The following is a 19,020-nucleotide window of genomic DNA, read 5'->3' on the forward strand; positions in this document are numbered from 1 at the left end:
GAACCTGAGGAAGCTCGCAAAGCTCCTCCCGATCCCGCAGCCGAGCCCGGCCTGACCGGCTGGCGACACCCAGCCCTAGGGCGAGGGCTCATCCCGCCCCTCTCCGATCTCGGCCGCCAACGAGTTTTTCAACGAAATCGATCCACGTCGGCCGTTCGTGAAACGGCCGACGCGTCCCGGAAGCGAACATCCGTCGGCGGCCAGAAACTTGGCGCGGGCTCGGGAGGGCTCCCCGGCACCGACGTCGGGACAGCGACTTCCGAACCCGGAAGCAGACGGCTACGGCGATGCGCTTTGTGTTACACCGTGTCATCCGGTAAGGCGTATGCGGTGATCGAGCGCAAAGCCCTTGACGTCTCCCTGACCCCCGAACTGCACGCGTTCGTCAGAGCGCTGGTGAAGTCAGGCAACTACGCCAACCACAGCGGAGGCGTGCGCGCCGGGCTGCGCCTGTTGCGCCCCGAGGAGGAACGGCGACGGCTCGGGTTCAACTCTCCAAGTTCGGCGCCGCCCGAGAATCGGGCGTGAGGTCGTGAGCGCCCCGATCCCAGTGATGATCGGCGGGGGCGCGATGGGCCAGCGCGTCCGCGACACGGATTGGGATGCGACACTTCTCGGCGCCTATGCGACCTGGCCGCAGTCGATGCGATCAGCCCTGTCCCTGGTGTTGAACGCCAAGGGGGTCGCCGCCCTGTACTGGGGACCGCAACAATGGCTTCTCTACAACGATGCCTACGGCGTGGCCCTTGGCGACCGGCACCCGTGGGCGTTCGGCCGCCCGATGCCAGAGGTGCTGACCGATCTCGCCCCCGCACTCGGGCCTCAGGTCGCGGAGGTGATGCGGACCGGCGAGGGCTTCGCCATCGAGAACCTCGCGATGGTGATGCGCCGGCACGGGCGCGACGAGGACACGGTCTGGACCTACAGCTTCTCGCCTGTCCAGGGCGAGACGGGCAGCTTCGCAGGCGTGCTGCTCCTTGCCACCGAGATGACGGCGCAGAAGCGGGCCGAAAACGTCTTGCGCGATGCGCAGACGCAGCTTCGTGAGCAGAACCTCGTCCTCCGCGAGCGGGAGGAGACAACCGCCCGCGAACGGGACCGCATCTGGCAGCACAGCCGGGACATGCTCGGGGTGGCCGACGGGCAAGGCGTGTGGGTATCGATCAGCCCGGCATGGACCCGTGTCCTTGGCTGGCGGCCGGAGGAGATCGTCGGCCGGACTTCCGAATGGATGGAGCACCCCGACGACCGGGAGAGGACGAGGTCCGAAGTCAGGAACCTGGCGGCCGGCCACCTTACCTTCGAGTTCGAGAACCGCTTCCGGACCAAGGTCGGCGACTACCGCATCCTGACCTGGACGGCGGTATCGGACGCAGGGCAACTTTACTGCGTCGCCCGCGACATCACCGAGGAGCAGGCGCGTCTCTCGGCACTAGCGGATGCCAAGAGGCTGCAACTCGCCCTCGCGGCCGGGGCGATCATCGGCACGTGGTTCTGGGACCTGCCTACGGACCGCTTCACCATCGACGAGGCGTTCGCCCGGTCCTTCGGCCTTGACCCGTCGCTGGGTCGAGAGGGCATCCCCCTCGCCCAGATCGTAGCGACGGTGCATCCGGATGACCAATCCGGCCTTGCCGCGGCCATCGACGAGGCGGTCACGCGTGGAGGGGCTTACGCCCATCAGTACCGGGTTCGGCGCTCGGACGGGCGCTACTACTGGATCGAGGCGAATGGGCGCGTCGATCAAGGACCCGATGGGACGCCGCTGAGCTTCCCCGGCGTCTTGCTCGACATCGACGAGAAGCGCGCGGCGCAGGAGGCCCTGCGCACGAGCGAGGCGCACTGGCGGGGACTTTCGGAACTGGGCGACCGCCTGCGTGATCTCGACACCGTGCCTGACCTCGTCCAGGCGGCCGCCGAGATCATGGCTCGGGTGACCGGTGCCACGCGGGCGGGCTACGGCGTCGTGGACGCTGCGCGCGAGGCCGTCGAGGTTCTACCCGACTGGCGCGCACCCGGCCACGTCTCGGTCGCAGGGCGGCACGATTTCCGTGCCTACGGCTCGTACATCGAGGACCTGAAGCGCGGCGAGGTAGTCGCGGTGGAGACGGTTACCCACGACCCGCGCACCTGCAACACCGCGGACGCGTTACTCGGCATCGGCGTGCGTTCGCTGCTCAACGTGCCGATTCTGGAACGGGGCCAGCTCGTCGGCATCGCGTTCGTCAACTACGCCGAGACCCGCGCCTTGACCACGGAGGATCTCACCTTCGTACGCGCGGTCGCTGACCGCGTGCAGACCGCGGTGGCGCGGGTCCGGGCCGAGGCCGACCAGCGCCTTCTCAACGAGGAGATCTCGCACCGCCTCAAGAACTCGTTCGCGATGGTGCTCTCCATCGCCGGCCAGACCCTGCGTAGCGTCCCCGACCGAGCGCCGGTCCAGGCGTTCGAGCAGCGCATCCACGCACTGTCCTCCGCCCACGACGTTCTTCTGCGCAGGGCCTGGACCGCTGCGCCCGCGACGGACGTGGTCAGGGCGGTGCTGGCCAGCGCGGGGCACGCCGACCGCATCGCGGTGTCGGGTCCCGAGATCGATCTCGGGCCGCGCGCGACCCTGTCGCTATCGCTCCTTTTGCACGAATTGGCCACCAACGCGGCCAAGTACGGGGCACTGTCGGTGCCGGAGGGCCGGGTCACCATTGACTGGCGGCTCGACGGTCAGGACGGCCGGCAGGAGGTCGTCTTCGATTGGGCTGAGGAGGGCGGGCCGGCCGTGGTCCCGCCGGTGACGAGCGGCCGAAAGGGTTTCGGGGCGCGGCTCATCGGTGTCGGCCTCGTGGGCACGGGCGCCGTCGACCTGCGTTACCCGCCGTCCGGGTTCCAGGCGACGATGCGGGCCCCTCTCGATCAGTTGCAAGGCTCATAGGAGACCAGATGGGCCAATCAGCGACGCTTGCCCCGCCGGTGATCCTCGTGGTCGAGGATGAGCCGATCCAGCGCATGGACGCGGTGGATCTCGTCGAGGATGCCGGGTTCAAGGCCGTCGAGGCCGCCAGCGCCGAGGCGGCGATCCTCATCCTAGAAAGCCGGCCGGACATCCGGGTGGTGTTTACGGACATCGACATGCCGCGGGGTATCGACGGGATGCAGTTGGCCGCGGCGATACGGGACCGGTGGCCGCCGATCGAGATCATCATCGTATCGGGACGTCGTCGCCCGCAGCCGAGCGATATGCCGGCCAGGGGCGTATTTTTTGCCAAGCCCTACAAGCGGCACGAGATCACAGCGATGATGCACCGGATGCTGCATTAGGAGACGGCATCCATCGGCCGGAAGCGGTCAAGGCGTTGCCGTGCGCTTTCGGTCGACGCCGCCCGAATGCGGACCGACGAGCATTCATTCAAATCGGTCGTGAATCGTCGTCCCAGACCCCCACGAGGCCGCCAATCTCCATTTTGGGGGACGTCGGAATCGTGCTGCCACCGTCGGTATCTCGCTCCGGCCTTCGATCCTCGGGCGCATGAGCCTTCCCCGGGTTCACCTTTGGACTTTCACCTGTGCGGAATGCGGCCGCGCCGACTATCGGGAGCGACAGACGGTTGGGCGACACCCGACCCAGGACGCGCTCGCGACGCTACCCAGGCCGGCGAGTGCGATGACCCATCCCATCGGCCGCGGCGTCCCGTCGGCGAAAGCGCCGACCAGTCCGGCACCGAGGATGCCGCTGCCGTAGTGGATCGCCCCGACGAGCGCCGAGACCGCCCCCGCCCGTTCCGGATAGCCGGAGAGCGCGCCGGAGACGGAGTTCGCCACGACGAACCCGGTGGCCGAGATGAAGGCGAAGAGCGGCATGACCAGCCCCGCGAGACCGCCCCATCCGGTGGCGGCGGCCAGCGCCAGGGCGAGCCCGGCGCACGCGCCCAGGCCGGTCCCCAGGAGCAGCAGCCGGTCCCCGCCGAAGCGCATGACCAGCCGCGCGTTCAGCAGGTTGGTCGCCATGATCCCGAGGATGCCGACGCCGAACAGTAAGCCGTAGGAGCGCGGCTCGACGTGGTAGACCGTGATGTAGGCGGCGGGCGAGCCGGCGATGTAGGCGTACATCCCGCCGTAGAAGAAGCCGCCGGCCCCGGCGTAGGCGAGGATACGGGGCTCCCGCAGCAGTCCGCCGTAGCGCACGAACGCCCGGCCGAGAGGTTCGCGGTTGCGCCTCCCGGGCGGCAGGGTGTCGGGCAGCGTTAACAGAGCGGCGAGGGTGAGGACGCCGACGCCGACCAGCACCCAGAAGATCGCCCGCCAACCGGCGACGGCGAGGATCTGGCCGCCGAGGAGCGGCCCGAGCAGGGGCGCGATGGCCATCACGGTCATCAGCGTCGACAGCATCTGGGCCGCGCCGTCGCCCACGTAGAGGTCCCGCACCATGGCACGGGCGAGGACGACACCGGCGCAGGCGCCGATGGCCTGGACCATGCGCCAGCCGATCATGCCCCACGGGGTCAGGGACAGCGCGCATCCCGCCGAGCCGACGACGAACAGGATCAGGCCGACGGCGATCGGACCCCGGCGCCCGTGGCGGTCGCCGAGCGGCCCCCACAGGAGTTGGCCAAGGCTGAAGCCGATCAGGTAGCCGGCGACCGTCAGCTCCATCGTGCCCGTGTCCGAGCCAAGGCTCGTGGCCATGGTCGGCAGGGCCGGAAGGTAGAGGTCGGTCGAGATCGAGGCGAAGCCCATGAGCGCACTCAGGACGCCGAGGACGCGCCAACCGTTGCGGGCGACCTCGGCCCGGGCCGGCGAGGCGGCGCCCCGGGCGTCGGAGCCTTTCGCCCCCTCCCCTGGAAAGACGTCAGCTGCGAGCGTCTGCGACGCCTGATCCCGTTCCGAGAGCGCGAACATGGGCCAAAACCCTCTACCGCGTGGCGGTGCGCGCCGGATCGCGCGCACCGTGACCGCCCTCAGCGCCCGACCGTCGCCATGAGATGCTCGGGATAGCGCTCGCCCTCGACCCCGATCTCGGACGCCGCCGCCTGGATCCCGGCGAGGTCGGCGACCGACAGTTCCAGGTCGGCGGCGCCGAGGTTCTCCTCCAACCGGTGCAGCTTGGTCGTCCCGGGGATGGGCACGATCCAGGGCTTGCGCGACAGGAGCCAGGCCAGCGCGACCTGGGCCGGGGTGGCCCCCTTCTCCGCCGCGATGCGCTTCAGGAGGTCGACCAGCGCCTGGTTCCTCTCCATCGCCTCGGGGGTGAACCGCGGCAGCATCGCCCGGAAGTCGCCCTCACCGAGCTTGGTGTCCTTGCCCATGGCCCCGGTCAGAAAGCCCTTGCCGAGCGGGCTGTAGGCCACGAGGCCGATCCCGAGCTCCTCGCAGGCGTCGAGGATGCCGTTGGTCTCGACGCCGCGCGTCCAGAGGGAATACTCGTTCTGGAGGGCCGCGACCGGCTGCACGGCGTGCGCCTTGCGCACCGTCCGCGCGCCCGGCTCGGAGAGGCCGAAGTGCCGGACCTTGCCGGCGGCGATCAGGTCCCTGACGGCACCGGCGACGTCCTCGATAGGCACGTTCGGGTCGACCCGGTGCTGGTAGAACAGGTCTATGACCTCGATGCCGAGCCGCTGGAGCGAGGCGTCGGCGACCGTGCGGATGTGCTCGGGCCGCGAGTTCATGCCCGACTGCTTGCCCGTCGCCGGGTCGATGTCGAAGCCGAACTTGGTCGCGACGACGACACGGTCGCGGATCGGCCGAAGGGCCTCGCCGACCATCTCCTCGTTCGTGAACGGGCCGTAGACCTCGGCCGTGTCGAACAGGGTGACGCCGCGCTCGGCCGCCTGGCGGATGAGCGCGATGCCCTCAGCCTTGGTGACCTTGGTCGCGTAGCCGAAGTCGAGGCCCATGCAGCCGAAGCCGATGGACGACACCTTAAGGCCGCTCTTGCCGAGGGTCCGTGTGTTCATGGTCGCTATCCTGGATGCGAGTGACGGGATCGGACGGGGTTCAGGCGCGGTACTGCGCGTCGGTGACCTGCTCCATCCAGTCGACGGACTTGCCGTCGAGCTTCTCCGCGATGGCGACGTGGCTCATGCCTGTCGTCGCGGTGGCGCCGTGCCAGTGCTTCTCGTCCGGCGGGAACCAGACGATGTCGCCGGGGCGGATCTCCTCGACCGGTCCGCCCTCGCGCTGGACCCAGCCGAGACCGGCGACGACGAGGAGCGTCTGGCCGAGCGGATGGGTGTGCCAGGCCGTGCGGGCGCCCGGATCGAAGGTGACGGTCGCGCTGGCGACGCGGGCCGGTTCGGTGCCCTGGAAGGGCGCGTCGATGCGGACCGATCCGGTGAAGTAGTCCGCGGGGCCCCGGGCCGAGGGCTGCGAGCCGCTGCGCTTGATGTCCATCCGTCACGCCTCCGTCGTTAGGCCCGCCGTCGGTGCGGCGGGAACGAGACGAAGGTAGATCCTAGTCGATGCCCGGATTAGCCCATCGAAGCCGCATGTGGCTATGAGCTAAGCTCATCAACACGGTGCCCCCCCCCGCCTTCGCGACGGCGCGCGAACGCCGAGGCTCAGCGGTACGAGAACTGCAAGACCGCCGGCGGTAGCCGGGCGCCCTCGACGGTGATCCCGGCCGCGCCCGCCTCGATCCCGGCCATGTCATCGGGGGTGAGCGTCACGCCGGCCGAACCGAGGTTCTCCACCGCGCGGTCGAGCCTGCGCGTGCCGGGGATGGGCACGATGAAGGGGTGGCGCGCGAGGAGCCACGCCAGCGCGACCTGGGCAGGCGTCGCCCCCTTCGCGGCGGCGATGCCCTCCAGCAGGGTCACGAACGCCCGGTTGGCCTTCATCGCCTCGGGCGCGAAGCGCGGGGAATTCGCGCGAAAGTCCTTCGCGTCCTGGGCGACGTTGGGATCGACTTTGCCGGTGAGGTAGCCCGCGCCGAGCGGGCTCCAGGGCACGAACCCAATGCCGAGTTCTGCGCATAGCGGCAGGATCTCGGGCTCGGGGTCTCGGGTCCAGAGGGAATACTCGCTCTGGATGGCGGCCACCCGCTGGACGGCATGGGCCCGCCGAATCGTGTCGGCCGCGGCCTCGGACAGGCCGAACTGCAGGACCTTGCCCTCGGCGATGAGGTCCCTCACCGTCCCGGCGACGTCCTCGATGGCGACTTCCGGATCGACGCGATGCTGGTAGAGCAGGTCGATGCGGTCGGTGCGCAGGCGCCTCAGCATCCCCTCGACGGCTCGCTTCATGTGGGCGGGCTTGCTGTTCAGGCCCGGTCGGCGTTCGCCGGTCTCGGGGTCGATGTTCCAGCCGAACTTGGTGGCGATGAGCACGTCGTCCCGCACCGGCGCCAACGCCTCGCCCACGAGATCCTCGTTGGTCAGGGGTCCGTAGGCCTCGGCCGTGTCGAACAGGGTCGCGCCGGCCTCGTGCACGCCACGGATGACGCGGATGGCCTCGGAACGCTCGGGCGACGCGCCGTAGTAGTCGGCGAAGCTCATGGTGCCGAAGCCGATCTCGGAGACGGTCAGCGGGCCGAGTTTGCGGATCTTCATGGTGGATTCCTCGTGATCCGGACGTGGCCGGGGCGGATCCGCCCCGGCCACTGGCGCGTCCCGACCGCCGTGAGGGGGCTGGGATGGCGAGCGGGAGCGCATGGGTGGCGGAGGCCGCGACGGCCTCCGAAGGGGGGCAGCGGTCGATGGCGGCGTCGAGCGCCTCGGACAGGGGCGCGCCCTTGATGTCGATGGCGGCGAAGGCGGCGTCGATCTCGGCGAGGTCGCCCGGCGTCAGGTCGAGGTCGGCGGCCGGCAGGTTGTCGTCGAGGTGCTCGACCTTGGTGCCCCCCGGGATGGGCACGATCCACGGCTTGCGCGAGAGCAGCCAGGCGAGCGCAATGCGGGCGGGCGTGGCGTCCTTGCGCGCGGCGAGGTCCTTCAGGAAGTCGACGATCCTGAAGTTCGCCTCCAGCGCCTCGGGGGTGAACCTCGGAAAGTCCCTTCGCAGGTCGTTCGGGTCGTCGAAGCGCATGCCGCGGGTGATGGCGCCGGTGAGGAAGCCCTGGCCGAGCGGTCCCCACGCGACGAGGCCGATGCCGAGCTCCTCGCAGAGCGCGAACTTGGTCGTCTCGGGCTCGCGCATCCAGAGAGAGTAGTGGTCCTGGATGGCGGCGACCGACTGGACGGCGTGGGCGTAGCGGATGCTGGAAGCGCTGGCCTCGGACAGGCCGAGATGTCCAACCTTGCCTTCTCCGATCAGGTCCCTCACCGCGCCGGCGACGTCCTCCATCGGCACGGCGGGGTCGACCCTGTGCTGGTACAGGAGGTCGATGCGGTCCGTGCGCAGCCGCTTCAGCGAGGCCTCGACCACGGCGCGGATGTGCTCCGGCCGGCTGTTGAGGCCGACCATCTCTCCCGCCTCGGTGATGTGAAAGCCGAACTTCGAGCAGACCAGCACGCGGTCGCGCACCGGCTCCAGGGCCTCGCCGACGAGGTCCTCGTTGGCGAAGGGACCGTAGGCCTCGGCCGTGTCGAACAAGGTCACGCCGCGCTCGACCGCCGTGCGGATCACGCGGATGGCCTCCGCGCGGTCGGTGGCCGGCCCGAGGCCGAAGCTGAGGCCCATGCAGCCCAGGCCGATGGCCGAGACCTCAGGGCCAGTGCGTCCGAGTTTGCGCATCTGCATCGTCGTATCCTCGACCGGGCCGGCAGCCCGTCCTCGCAGGTTATTCTGGGGATCCCGACGGCGACGCCGTCCGGGCATGACGGGGAACCTATCCGCAGGGTTGCAATCGGATTAGTGAGGCAAAGACGATTAAGGCTATGAGCAGGCCTCATCAGTGGCACGTGAGAACCTGAACGACCTGGCGGCCTTCCTGGCGGTCGCGCGCGAGGGCAGCTTCACCCGGGCGGCGGCCAAGCTCGGCGTGTCGCAGTCGGCGCTGAGCCACTCGCTGAAGGGGCTGGAGGCGCGTCTCGGCGTCCGGCTCCTTACCCGCACGACCCGAAGCGTCTCGCCCACCGAGGCCGGCGAGCGCATGGTGCGCACGCTCGCCCCCCGGTTCGACGAGATTGACGCCGAACTCGCCGCGCTGACCGAGTACAGGGAGAAGCCGGCGGGCAACATCCGCATCGCGGCGGGCGAGCATTCGGCCGAGACCATCGTCTGGCCGGCGCTGGAGCGGCTGCTGCCGGATTACCCGGACGTCACAGCCGAGGTCGTGGTCGACAACGGCCTGACCAACATCGTGGCCGAGCGCCTCGACGCCGACGTGCGGCTCGGCGAGCAAATCGAGAAGGACATGGTCGCGGTGCGCATCGGGCCCGACCTGCGCATGGCCGCCGTGGCCGCGCCGACGTACTTCGAGGGGCGCCGCAAGCCGCGCACGCCCGACGACCTGACGGAGCACGCCTGCATCAACCTGCGCCTGCCGACGCGCGGGGGGCTCTACGCCTGGGAGTTCGAGAAGGGCTCGCGCGTGCTGAACGTGCGCGTCGAGGGGCCGTTGGTGGTCAACACCGGGTCGATTGCGCTGAAGGCCGCGCTCGGCGGGCTGGGCCTCGCCTACCTGCCCGAGGACCGGGTTCGCACCGACATCGACGCCGGGCGGCTCGTTCGGGTGCTCACCGACTGGTGCCCGCCGTTCCCGGGCTACCACCTGTACTATCCGAGCCGGCGTCAGCCCACGCCGGCCTTCGCCCTGCTGGTCGCGGCTCTCCGCTTCGGGGATTGAACGGCAGGCCCGAGTTCCGGTCGGAACGGGAGAAGCAGCCGGTCGGCCATGCACGGGGGGGCGATGTGCCGGCCGACTGGCAGACCGTGCTGCCTCGGGCGGGTGGCACGATGCCTCGTGCGCCATGCGGGCGCGATACCTATCGCGCGTGCGTGGCCGAGCCTTCCGTCGATGGCCTCTTGGCCGGTGTAGTGCCCGTCCGCCCACCCTTCGATGTCCATTCGGAATCGGACCGCGGACCGCCCGGGCCGTCGGTCGGCCCCTGGAGCTGGCCGGCGGCGACGTCGGCCACGCGCTTCCACGCCTGCGAGGCGCAGAAGACCAGCATGCAGCCCTTCACCGTCAGCACGGAAGGCTGGTCGCTCCAAACCGTGACGTCGTAGGACTTCCCGTTGTCGGCGTTGTAGATCTTGCCCTCGTAGCGCCCCTCGGCGTTGGGCTTCAGGCCGAGAAGCATCTGGTGGCCGAGCTGCGGCCGAGCCTGCCAAGCCGGGTTCGGGTTATGGCGGTCGACCTTCGCCTTGCCGTCCTTGTCCAGCGGCTCGCTGCCCCAGACGACGAAGCCGCACAGTCGGGACGCATCGGATCCGCACCGCTCGGTCCGGACCCGGGCGCGGCCGTCCTCCGTGAGCCAGGTGCCGAACGGTTCCGCCGCATGCGCCTCGTTCGGCCGGCCGCACCCGAGGGTCGCGACGGCTGTTGCCAGGGCAACCGTGGCCAAGCGGTAGAGGGGAGCGGTCATCGGATTCCTTTGTCAATCTGTCGAAAGGTGACGCTCACGGCACGGTCGCCGCGTGCCCGGCCGCCGCGTCGCGAGCGCCCACGAACCGGCCGAACACGCGCCCGAGGAGGCGGGACAGGCTGTCCATCAGCAGGAACACGGCCGGGACGAAGACAAGTGAGAGCAGGGTCGAGACGATGAGGCCGGCGATGACAGCCACCGCCATCGGCGCGCGGAACTCGCCGCCGACCCCGAACGCCATGGCGGACGGGACCATGCCGGCGGCCATCGCGAGGGTCGTCATCACGATGGGTCGCGCCCTCTTGCGGCCGGCATCGACGATGGCCGTGACCCGGTCGACGCCGCGCGCCATCTCCTCGACCGCGAAGTCGACCAGCATGATCGCGTTCTTCGTCACCAGCCCCATCAGCATCAGGATGCCGATGACGACCGGCATCGAGATCGGCATCTGGCAAACCAGGAGGCCGAGGATGGCGCCGCCGATGGAGAGCGGCAGCGAGAACAGGATGGTCAGCGGCCGCAGGAACGAGCCGAACAGCAGGACGAGCACGGCGTAGACCATCATGATGCCGGCGCCCATCGCCATCAGGAAGCCCGAGAACACCTCGCCCATGATCTCGGCGTCGCCGGTCTGCTTGATGGTCACCCCCGGCGGCAGGTTCTTCGCCGTCGGCGTCTGCAGGGCCTCGGCGATGAGGGAGCCCAGCGCCTCAGAGTCCTGCATGTTGGCCTCGACGGCGACGCGTACCGCCCGGTCGTAGCGGTCGATGGCGCCTGGGCCCTGGTCGAGCTCGATGTCGGCCACGACCGCCAGCGGCACGGCGGCTCCGTTCTTGGCCGGCACCTTCAGGTTCTCCAGCCGTGAGACCGCGCCGCGGGCGCTCTCGGGCAGTTGCACCCGGATCGGCACCTGCCGGTCGGCGGCGTTGAACTTGGCGAGGTTCAGGCCGATGTCGCCGATGGTGCCGACGCGGACGGTCTCGGCGATGGCGTCGGTCGAGACGCCTAGGTCGGCCGCTACGCCGGGCTTCGGCCGGATACGGACCTCCGTCCGATTGAGCGGCGCCGTCGACATAACCGCCACGAGGTGCGGGATGGCGGCCATGTCCCGCTGCAGCCGGGCGGCGACGTCGGTGACGACGTCGGCGTCGGGACCGCTCACAACCAAGGCGAGGTCGCGCTGTCCGCTGTCGCGTAGCGTCCAGGAGCGAATATCAGGCTCCTCGGCAAGGAGGGCCGCGATCCCGGCTTCCACCGTCCACTGGCGCGTGGCGCGGGTGTTCTTCGGCGTGAGGTTGACGGTCAGGGTCGCGAGCCGGGTTTCCTTCTTGCCTCCGACCTGCCGGCCGCCGTCGACGAAGACCGAGGTTACCTCCGGCAGCGCCCGGATGCGCGAGACCACACGGTCGGACACCGCCACCGTGTCGGCGAGCTTCGCCCCCGGCGCCAGTTCGACCATGAACAGGATGCGGGCGTTGTCCTGCTTCGGAATGAAGCCCGAGGGCAGCAGACCGGTAGACACGATGGAGGCCGCAAAAAGCGCGAGGCCCGCGAACAGCGTGATCACCCGGTGGTGCACCGACCAGCCGACGAGGCGCGTGTAGGCCCGCATGATCGGTCCCTCGCGCTCGTCGTGGTGACCGTGGTCGCGCAGGAAGTAGGCGGCGAGCATCGGGGTGATCAGGCGCGCCACGAGCAGCGACATGAACACCGAGACCGCGATGGTCAGGCCGAACTGGATGAAGTAGCGGCCGGCGATGCCCGGCATGAACGAGACGGGGGCGAACACCGCGATCAGGGTCGCGGTGATGGCGATGACCGCCAGCCCGATCTCGTCGGCGCCCTCGATGGCCGCCTGATAGGGCGACTTGCCCAGCCGCATGTGCCGGATGACGTTCTCGATCTCGACGATGGCGTCGTCCACGAGGATGCCGGTCACCAGCGTGATGGCCAGAAGGCTTATGCCGTTGAGGGTGAAGCCCAGGGCGTCCATCGCCCAGAAAGTTGGGAAGACCGAGAGGGGCAGCGCCACCGCCGCGATGAGCGTGGCGCGCCAGTCGCGCAGGAACAGCAGCACCACGATGACCGCAAGGAGCGCCCCCTCGACCAGGGTGTGCATGGCGGAATCGTACGAGCCGATGGTCGAGGAGACCGAGGAGTCGATCAGTTCGAACTGCAGGTCGGGGTAGCTCGCCTCGAACTCCGCGATCTTCCTCTGCACCCCGGCCGCGACCTCGGCGTCGCTCGCGCCCGCGCCGCGCGACACCGCGAAGGCGTCCACCGGCTCGCCGTTGAACCGAGCGAAGGCGCGTGGCTCCTCGATGCCGTCTTCGACCCGTGCGAGGTCGTCGAGGCGGACCTTGCGGCCGCCCGGCAGGACGATGGAGGTGGCCTTGAGGTCGCGCAGGGTGCGGGAGGCGGCGAGCGTCCGGATCGACTGCTCGCGGCCGCCGACCTCGCCGCGCCCGCCCGCCATGTCGGCGGAGGTGAGGCGCAGTTGCCGGTTCACGTCCGCGGCGGTGATGCCCAGCGACAGCAGCCGGTCCGGCTGCAGGACGACCCGGACCTCGCGGGCGACGCCGCCGACCCGCTCGACACCGCCAACGCCCTTCACCCCCTGGAGCGTGCGGGCGATCTTGTCCTCGACCAGCCAGGATAGGTCGGCAGGCGTCATCGCGGGCGCCTTCACGCCGTAGACGAGGATGGGCAGGCCGGCGACCTCGACGCGACTGATCACCGGCTCGTCGATGGTCCGGGGCAGGTTGATGCGGATCTTCGAGACCGCGTCCTTCACGTCGTTGACGGCGCGGTCGGTGTTCACCTCCAGCCGGAACTCGACCGTGGTCACCGAGGAGCCCTCGGTGATGGCCGAGGTGATGTGCTTGACGCCCCGCACGCCGGCGACCGAGTCCTCGACCCACTTGGTGACCTGGGTCTGCAACTCGGACGGCGCCGCCCCGGACTGGGTGATGGCCACCGAGACGATGGGCACGTCGACGTTGGGCATCTTCGTCACCGCGAGCCCGCGGAAGCTGACGAGGCCGAGCACGACCAGCACCAGGAACAGGACGAGGGGGGCGATGGGGTTGCGTATCGCCCAGGCGGAGACGTTCAGGCGCATCGGGCGGCCCTGGCTTTCGGTGAATGTGGAATGGGTGCCGAAACGAGGCGGCTTACGGCACGCCGGCTTCGGCGGTGTCCCGGGGCGCCGGCACCGCGGCCATCGCGGGCGTGGGGGCCGGGGCTTCGAGCACCGGCCGGACCCGGTCGCCGTCGCGCAGGAACGAGCCGGCCCGGGCGACGACCCGTTCGCCCTCGTTGAGGCCGGCGCGGATCTCGATGGTGTCCTCGTCGGCGATGCCGGTGCGCACGGTGCGGTTCTCGACCCGGTCGCCCGCGACGACGAGCACGCTGCGGCGCCCGCCGCTGTACAGCACCGACGCCTGGGGGACGCTCACGCCGCGGCTGCGGGCGAGTTCGACCTCGCCGCGGGCGAAGGTCCCGATGCGCAGGAGAGGGTCGGGGTCGAGCCGTACGCGAACCTTGCCGAGGCGGGTGGCCTTGTCGACCTCGGGATAGACCGCACGGACGCGGCCGGCGACGCGTCCGCCCTCGCCCAGGTCGATCCAGGCCTGGGCGCCCTCGCGCAGCAGGGGCAGCTTGGTCTCGACCACCTCGCCCTCCAGCTCGATCTCGCCGCGGGCGATCAGGCGGAACAGGGGCTCGGAGGCGGCCGAGGCGGCGAGGCCGACGCGGGCGGTCCGGCGGCTGACGATGCCACCCTCCGGGGCGCGGATCTCGGTGCGGGCCAGTCGTAGGGAGAGCTCGTCGCGCACGGCGCGGGCCTGGGCGAGGTCGGCCTTGGCCATGGCCAACCCGTTGCGGGCAAAGGCCAGCCGGCCCTCCGCCTGGCGCAGGGCGGAAGTCCGGGTCTCCATCACCACGGCGGTGGTGTTGCCCGTGGCGATGAGCGAGCGCGCCCGCTCCAGACTGAGCCGGGCCTCGGTCTCGGCGGCCTCGGCCTGCTCGATGTTGCTCTGGGACTGAGGCACTGCGGCCTCGGCCTTGGCTACCACCGCGTCCTGCTGCGCGATCTGGCGGTCGATCAGGTCGCGGGCGAGGCGCGCGAGCACCTGGCCTTTCGCGACCCGCGCGCCCTCCTCAACCAACACCTCGGTGACCTGGTAGCCGTCGATCTCGGGCGTCACCAGGATCTCGTCACGGGGCACCAGGGTGCCAGTCACCGTCACGGTCTCCACGGTCTCGCGCCGGGTCGCTTCAACGACACTGACGGCAGGCGCTCGGATCGGTTTGGCCGTGGCGGAGGACTCGTCGCGCGCGACAGCGGCCGACAGGCCGAGCGCCAGCAGCGCGGGAGTGGCGAGGAAGGCGGCGCGGATCATCGGCCGGTCCCCGGAATGGTGACGGTCGACCGCGGCAGTGCGCCATTCAGACCTGCTTCGATCAGGACCTGAAGGTGGGCGACGGCGGGGGCCGGGTCGTAGCCCGGCAGGATCGCACGACCGACGACAATGCCCTTCATCAGTGGGTTTACCGCCTCGAACATGAACGCGGGCTCGCAAGCAGGTGATGTGGCGAGCGCCATGAACATCCCGCACAGCCACTCCCGGGCCTCGGCCTCGCTGCGGTCGACCAGTTCGGCGATTGCTGAGTTACGTGTGGTCTCCGCCCACAGGTCGAGGCGCAGCACCGCGGCCTCGCGGGTGATGCCGGTGAAGAACCGTTCGAGGATGCCGTTCAGGGACGCGCGGCGGTCACCCTCCCGCTCCATCTCGGCCACGAGGGCGGCCCCCCGGGCCCGGTCGCGCTCGGCCATCGCCAGGACGATGTCCTCCTTCGAGGCAAAGTAGCGGTAGAAGTTGCCCTGGCTCATGGCGGCCTCGCGGGCGAGGTCCGACATCGTGGTGCGGTGGAAGCCGTTACGGACGAAGCAGGCCTCGGCTGCGTCGAGGATGCGCTCGCGCCGCGCAGCCTGGGCGTCGGTGACTTCGACGACGGTCGTGGTCCCAGCGTTCACGATGCGAAACCCGATCCGAGCGGGACGACCCTGGACTGGTCCTTGACCGGGGCTAGGTCGGCGCAGGCGCGGGGCGCGTGTTCGAGACCGGCGCAAGCCCGGGCCTGCCAGCCACTTGGACCGGTGCCGGTCCAGGACAACAGGCATGCCCACCCCAACAGCATCGCGGCGCCAAAGATCAGATTCGCCGGACGCACCAGGGCGCGCAACGTCGCCGCGCCGGCGGGGGCTTCGACGTGGTCAGCGGATTCGTAGGTCATGCTCGACACCATCAGTCCTCCCCAGTTCAATAATGAACATTCATTCTCATGTCAATGAACGTTCATTCTCAACTGGGGAGGGGCTGTCGTGGGCGAGCATCTCAGGACACAAGGAGGTTCCGCCAAGGCTTGCAAATGTTCGCCTCCGAGAAACCTCCGGTCGCAGCTGAATGCCCGGCATGGGTCGGTAGAATGCAGTCCGCTTTTCCAGCTGACCTTCTCCGAAGCAGCCATTCCGCCTTCGGCCAGTTCCAGCCCCGCCGGTGGGCACCCATGAACGTCTGGGTTGGGTGGTTTCAGTACAGTCTGCTTTCGGCGGGCCGACGCGACGATGCGGACATCCTAAAACTGCACCTGACTTCCGCACCGGCTATGATGGCGCTTTCCTTACGGGTCGTGACTAGTGCGAATGTCTTGAGTTTCGCATCATGATTTAATCGGCCCCGCTCGGCAGTCCGACGGTCCCGGCCTCCGCGCGCAGATAATCAAGAAAGGCGCGCAGCTTTGAAGGCATGTGCCGTTTTGCTGGGAAGTAGATGAAGAACCCGGGAAAGGGCTGCATATAGGCGTCGAGGATCGAGACCAGCTCGCCGCGGTCGACGTGGGCCTTGAACGTCTCCTCAAAGGCGAACGTGATCCCGGCGTCCGCGAGAGCGGAGCGCAGCATGAAGCGCGGATCGTTCGTCGTGATCTGCGGATCGACCTGCACGGTGAAGGCCTGGCCGCCTTCATCGAACTCCCACCGATAGGGAGCCGTATCCGGCGTGGCGCGCCAGCCGATGCAGCGAAAACGCGGGAGATCGCGTGGATGCTCCGGGCAGCCATGCTCTCCCAAGTAACGCGGTGAGGCGACCGCCATCATCCGGATCTCGCCGCCGATCGGCACGGCGATCATGTCCTGCTCCACGACCTCGCCCAGCCGGACGCCCGCATCGAACCCCGACTCCACGATGTCGATGTCGGCGTCCGTCACGGTCACGTCGATCTTGATGCCTGAATACGAACGGGCGAAGCCTGCGATGAGCGGCCCGGAAAGGATGCGTTCGGCGATCGAAGCCACGGCCAGCCGAAGCAAGCCGGTCGGCTCAGTGGCATCGACTAGGCCGTCCAGGGCGTCGCTGATTTCCCCGAAAGGCCCGGCCAGACGCTCCCGCAATCGCTCGCCTGCCTCCGTCAGACGCGCCGAGCGCGTTGTGCGGACCACCAGAGCCGTGCCGAGCCGGTCTTCCAGACGGCGTAGCGACTGGCTGACCGCCGAGCGGGTGACATCCAATTGGCTCGCCGCAGCGGAAAGGCTCCCCCGCTCAGCGACCGCAAGGAAGACGATCAGCAAGTTGGGATCGACGCGCATTGGTTAGCTATCCTTTACACGCTGTCCAGTTCGGACAAGCTACACATGACAATGAAATTCCTCCAAATGTTGTGCAAGCGACTAACCCACACAGCCTTCAGGAGAAATTCGATCATGACAGCAGCAGGCCAGCCGAGGATGTGGTTCCTTACCGGCACATCGCGGGGCTTCGCCCGTCACTGGGCCGAGGCCGCCCTTGCGCGCGGAGACCGGGTCGCGGCGACCGCCCGCGATGTCGCCGACCTAGTGGAGCGTTATCCCGATACCGCCCTAGCCCTGCCCGTGGACGTGACGGATCGCGCCGCCGTCTTTGCGGCCGTCAAGCAGGCCCACGACCATTTCGGGCGGCTCGATGTCGTCGTCAGCAACGCGGGCTACGGCCTGTTCGGCGCAATCGAGGAAGTGACGGAGGACCAAGCCCGCCAGCAGATCGACACCAACGTGTTCGGCTGCCTCTCCGTGCTGCAGGCCGCACTGCCGATCATGCGCCAGCAGGGCAGCGGGCATATCCTCATCACATCCAGCTTCGGCGGCCTGATGAACTTCCCGACCGGCGGTCTCTACGGCGCGACCAAGTTCGCCCTGGAAGGACTTGGCGAGGCGCTCGCCGCCGAAACCAAGGATCTCGGGATCAAGGTCACGCTGATCGAGCCGTCCTACTTCGGCACTGACTTCAACACCTCCTCGCGCAAGGAGGGGCAGAATACGATCGACGCCTACAAGGCCGTTCATCAGCAGACCGAAGAAGCGTTCAAGAAGATGTCGCCGGGAGATCCGGCTCATACCGCCCCGGTCGTCTTGGAACTGGTCGATATGAAGGAGCCGCCACTACGGATCATTCTGGGCAAGGGCGCGCTGCCGATGGTAAAACAGACCTATCAGAAAAAACTGGCCGAATGGGATCAATGGTCGGCCCTCGGCGAGTCCGCCCAATAACCGAAGCGGAGAAGCCGGCACGGCATGCCGTGCCGGCCGCCGAACGTCGCCCAACCGATCGAGAGAACCGCCATGAAGCTCAGGAACCCCGGCCCCGTCCAACCCGCCCCAGCCTTGCAAGGACCGGCCGGCGAGCTTGCCGAGGCAATCAGCCGGTGGCCGGGCGTGGCGGCCTTTACGCATTGGGAGCTCGGTTCGCCGGGCGTGGTTGACGGGGCAGAGTTCCATATTGGCGACCCCGAGCTGGGCCATATCCACCTCGACGGCACCGCGCATATCCCGTTCGGCAGCGCGATTTCTGCGTTGCTGGTGCAAGACAAGATGGGGCGGACGCCCAGCTGGGGGCGCGACTGGATCACCTATCCGGTACGGTCGTCCAAAGACGTACAACACGCAGCATGGCTGTTCGGCCTGGCATATGCGCGCATGCACGGCACCTCCGACGAGGATGTGCGCGACCGCATCACGGAGAGAGCCAAAGTCGCTGAATAAGCCGATCGCTATCGCTCGCCCCACGGCGAGCGGTACCCCGGCCGATCCGCTGTTTTGCCCCCTCCAGCGGGTCGGCTGGCCGGTCAACCGGCCAAGCTGCATCCCAGTCGCCGCCGTTCAAAAGAGTTGAGTTTAGCACCGGCCCTTTTGCGCAATCTGCCGATCAGCGTACCAATGGCATAAGATAGTTCGGCCGACTAATCGTTCTTTCGCCAGATCTCCTCGGCGAGCAGCGTCGCGAACGATACCCAGGCCACCAATGGAATGCCGAGCTGGCCGGCGGTCTTATCGACCTGACTAGCCGTTGCTACATAACCGACTGCGCTTGCGCCTAGGGCGGCTGAGGTGACGGTGGCCCATCCCGTTGACCGCTGACCGAAAAAGACTTCGCTCCACCCGGCAATACCAACTTGGTTCGCGGCCCAGAACGCCAAAGCCGCCGTCCGCTCAGGCGATCTCTCGGCGCGAAGCAGTCGATAACCGCCA

General features: G+C 68.8%; 17 protein-coding genes and 1 pseudogene. 6 read left to right on the forward strand and 12 right to left on the reverse strand.

Going from position 1 to position 19,020, the window contains the following annotated elements; genetic code table 11:
* The first annotated feature begins 330 nt into the window (after positions 1-330).
* Genes MKK88_RS19375 through MKK88_RS19385 form a run of 3 tightly spaced genes read left to right on the forward strand, consistent with a single transcriptional unit; the run spans position 331 to position 3,312 of the window.
* Complete coding sequence (locus MKK88_RS19375; RefSeq protein WP_244002546.1) at positions 331-528, forward strand: type II toxin-antitoxin system ParD family antitoxin; 198 nt, start codon at positions 331-333, stop codon at positions 526-528.
* Positions 529-532: 4 nt separating this feature from the next.
* Positions 533-2,926, forward strand: coding sequence for a PAS domain-containing protein (locus MKK88_RS19380; protein ID WP_244002548.1), 2,394 nt, complete (start codon positions 533-535; stop codon positions 2,924-2,926).
* Positions 2,927-2,934: 8 nt separating this feature from the next.
* Positions 2,935-3,312, forward strand: coding sequence for a response regulator (locus tag MKK88_RS19385; protein WP_244002550.1), 378 nt, complete (start codon positions 2,935-2,937; stop codon positions 3,310-3,312).
* A 267-nt stretch (positions 3,313-3,579) separates the two neighbouring features.
* Here MKK88_RS19385 and MKK88_RS19390 read toward each other — a convergent pair whose 3' ends face one another.
* From MKK88_RS19390 to MKK88_RS19410, 5 genes and pseudogenes are all read right to left on the reverse strand, one after another.
* The gene (locus tag MKK88_RS19390; protein ID WP_244002552.1) at positions 3,580-4,890 is read right to left on the reverse strand and encodes a multidrug effflux MFS transporter; all 1,311 of its coding nucleotides are present in this window, start codon (positions 4,888-4,890) and stop codon (positions 3,580-3,582) included.
* Positions 4,891-4,949: 59 nt separating this feature from the next.
* Positions 4,950-5,945, reverse strand: coding sequence for an aldo/keto reductase (locus MKK88_RS19395; RefSeq protein WP_244002554.1), 996 nt, complete (start codon positions 5,943-5,945; stop codon positions 4,950-4,952).
* 40 nt (positions 5,946-5,985) lie between these two features.
* Positions 5,986-6,381 (reverse strand): cupin domain-containing protein, encoded by a 396-nt coding sequence (locus tag MKK88_RS19400; RefSeq protein ID WP_244002556.1) that lies wholly within the window; start codon positions 6,379-6,381, stop codon positions 5,986-5,988.
* Between the two features lie 167 nt (positions 6,382-6,548).
* Positions 6,549-7,538 carry an aldo/keto reductase gene (locus MKK88_RS19405; protein WP_244002558.1) on the reverse strand — a complete coding sequence of 330 codons (990 nt, stop codon included), beginning with the start codon at positions 7,536-7,538 and terminating at the stop codon, positions 6,549-6,551.
* A 139-nt stretch (positions 7,539-7,677) separates the two neighbouring features.
* Positions 7,678-8,667 (reverse strand): annotated as a pseudogene (locus tag MKK88_RS19410) (aldo/keto reductase); the annotation flags it as partial.
* Positions 8,668-8,821: 154 nt separating this feature from the next.
* On the opposite strand from MKK88_RS19410, the gene MKK88_RS19415 reads away from it, so the two are divergent.
* Entirely contained in the window at positions 8,822-9,715 is an 894-nt protein-coding gene (locus tag MKK88_RS19415) for a LysR family transcriptional regulator (RefSeq protein WP_244002560.1), read from the forward strand.
* A gap of 139 nt (positions 9,716-9,854) precedes the next feature.
* On the opposite strand, the gene MKK88_RS19420 is transcribed toward MKK88_RS19415, so the two are convergent.
* From MKK88_RS19420 to MKK88_RS19445, 6 genes are all read right to left on the reverse strand, one after another.
* A complete protein-coding gene (locus MKK88_RS19420) occupies positions 9,855-10,457 on the reverse strand; it encodes a DUF2147 domain-containing protein (protein WP_244002562.1) in 603 nt (200 codons plus the stop codon).
* 34 nt (positions 10,458-10,491) lie between these two features.
* Positions 10,492-13,578, reverse strand: coding sequence for an efflux RND transporter permease subunit (locus MKK88_RS19425; RefSeq protein WP_244002564.1), 3,087 nt, complete (start codon positions 13,576-13,578; stop codon positions 10,492-10,494).
* 52 nt (positions 13,579-13,630) lie between these two features.
* Positions 13,631-14,860, reverse strand: a complete 1,230-nt coding sequence (locus tag MKK88_RS19430; RefSeq protein WP_244002565.1) for an efflux RND transporter periplasmic adaptor subunit — start codon at positions 14,858-14,860, stop codon at positions 13,631-13,633.
* Positions 14,857-15,495 carry a TetR/AcrR family transcriptional regulator gene (locus MKK88_RS19435; protein WP_244002567.1) on the reverse strand — a complete coding sequence of 213 codons (639 nt, stop codon included), beginning with the start codon at positions 15,493-15,495 and terminating at the stop codon, positions 14,857-14,859. Before MKK88_RS19435 ends, MKK88_RS19430 begins: the two co-directional genes overlap by 4 nt.
* Positions 15,492-15,755 (reverse strand): hypothetical protein, encoded by a 264-nt coding sequence (locus MKK88_RS19440; RefSeq protein WP_244002569.1) that lies wholly within the window; start codon positions 15,753-15,755, stop codon positions 15,492-15,494. The genes MKK88_RS19435 and MKK88_RS19440 overlap by 4 nt, the downstream gene beginning before the upstream one ends.
* A 433-nt stretch (positions 15,756-16,188) precedes the next feature.
* A complete protein-coding gene (locus MKK88_RS19445) occupies positions 16,189-17,106 on the reverse strand; it encodes a LysR family transcriptional regulator (RefSeq protein WP_244002571.1) in 918 nt (305 codons plus the stop codon).
* Positions 17,107-17,220: 114 nt separating this feature from the next.
* On the opposite strand from MKK88_RS19445, the gene MKK88_RS19450 reads away from it, so the two are divergent.
* Together MKK88_RS19450 and MKK88_RS19455 are read left to right on the forward strand one after the other, a co-directional pair.
* Positions 17,221-18,042: an SDR family NAD(P)-dependent oxidoreductase gene (locus MKK88_RS19450; RefSeq protein WP_244002573.1), complete on the forward strand. Its 822-nt coding sequence runs from the start codon at positions 17,221-17,223 to the stop codon at positions 18,040-18,042.
* Between the two features lie 72 nt (positions 18,043-18,114).
* The gene (locus MKK88_RS19455) at positions 18,115-18,534 is read left to right on the forward strand and encodes a luciferase family protein (protein ID WP_244002575.1); all 420 of its coding nucleotides are present in this window, start codon (positions 18,115-18,117) and stop codon (positions 18,532-18,534) included.
* A gap of 197 nt (positions 18,535-18,731) precedes the next feature.
* Here the strand turns inward: MKK88_RS19455 and MKK88_RS19460 are convergent.
* The coding region (locus MKK88_RS19460; protein ID WP_243996812.1) for a TspO/MBR family protein at positions 18,732-19,020 on the reverse strand (289 nt) is incomplete at its 5' end.

The organism is Methylobacterium sp. E-005 (assembly GCF_022829725.1).
Taxonomy (GTDB): domain Bacteria; phylum Pseudomonadota; class Alphaproteobacteria; order Rhizobiales; family Beijerinckiaceae; genus Methylobacterium.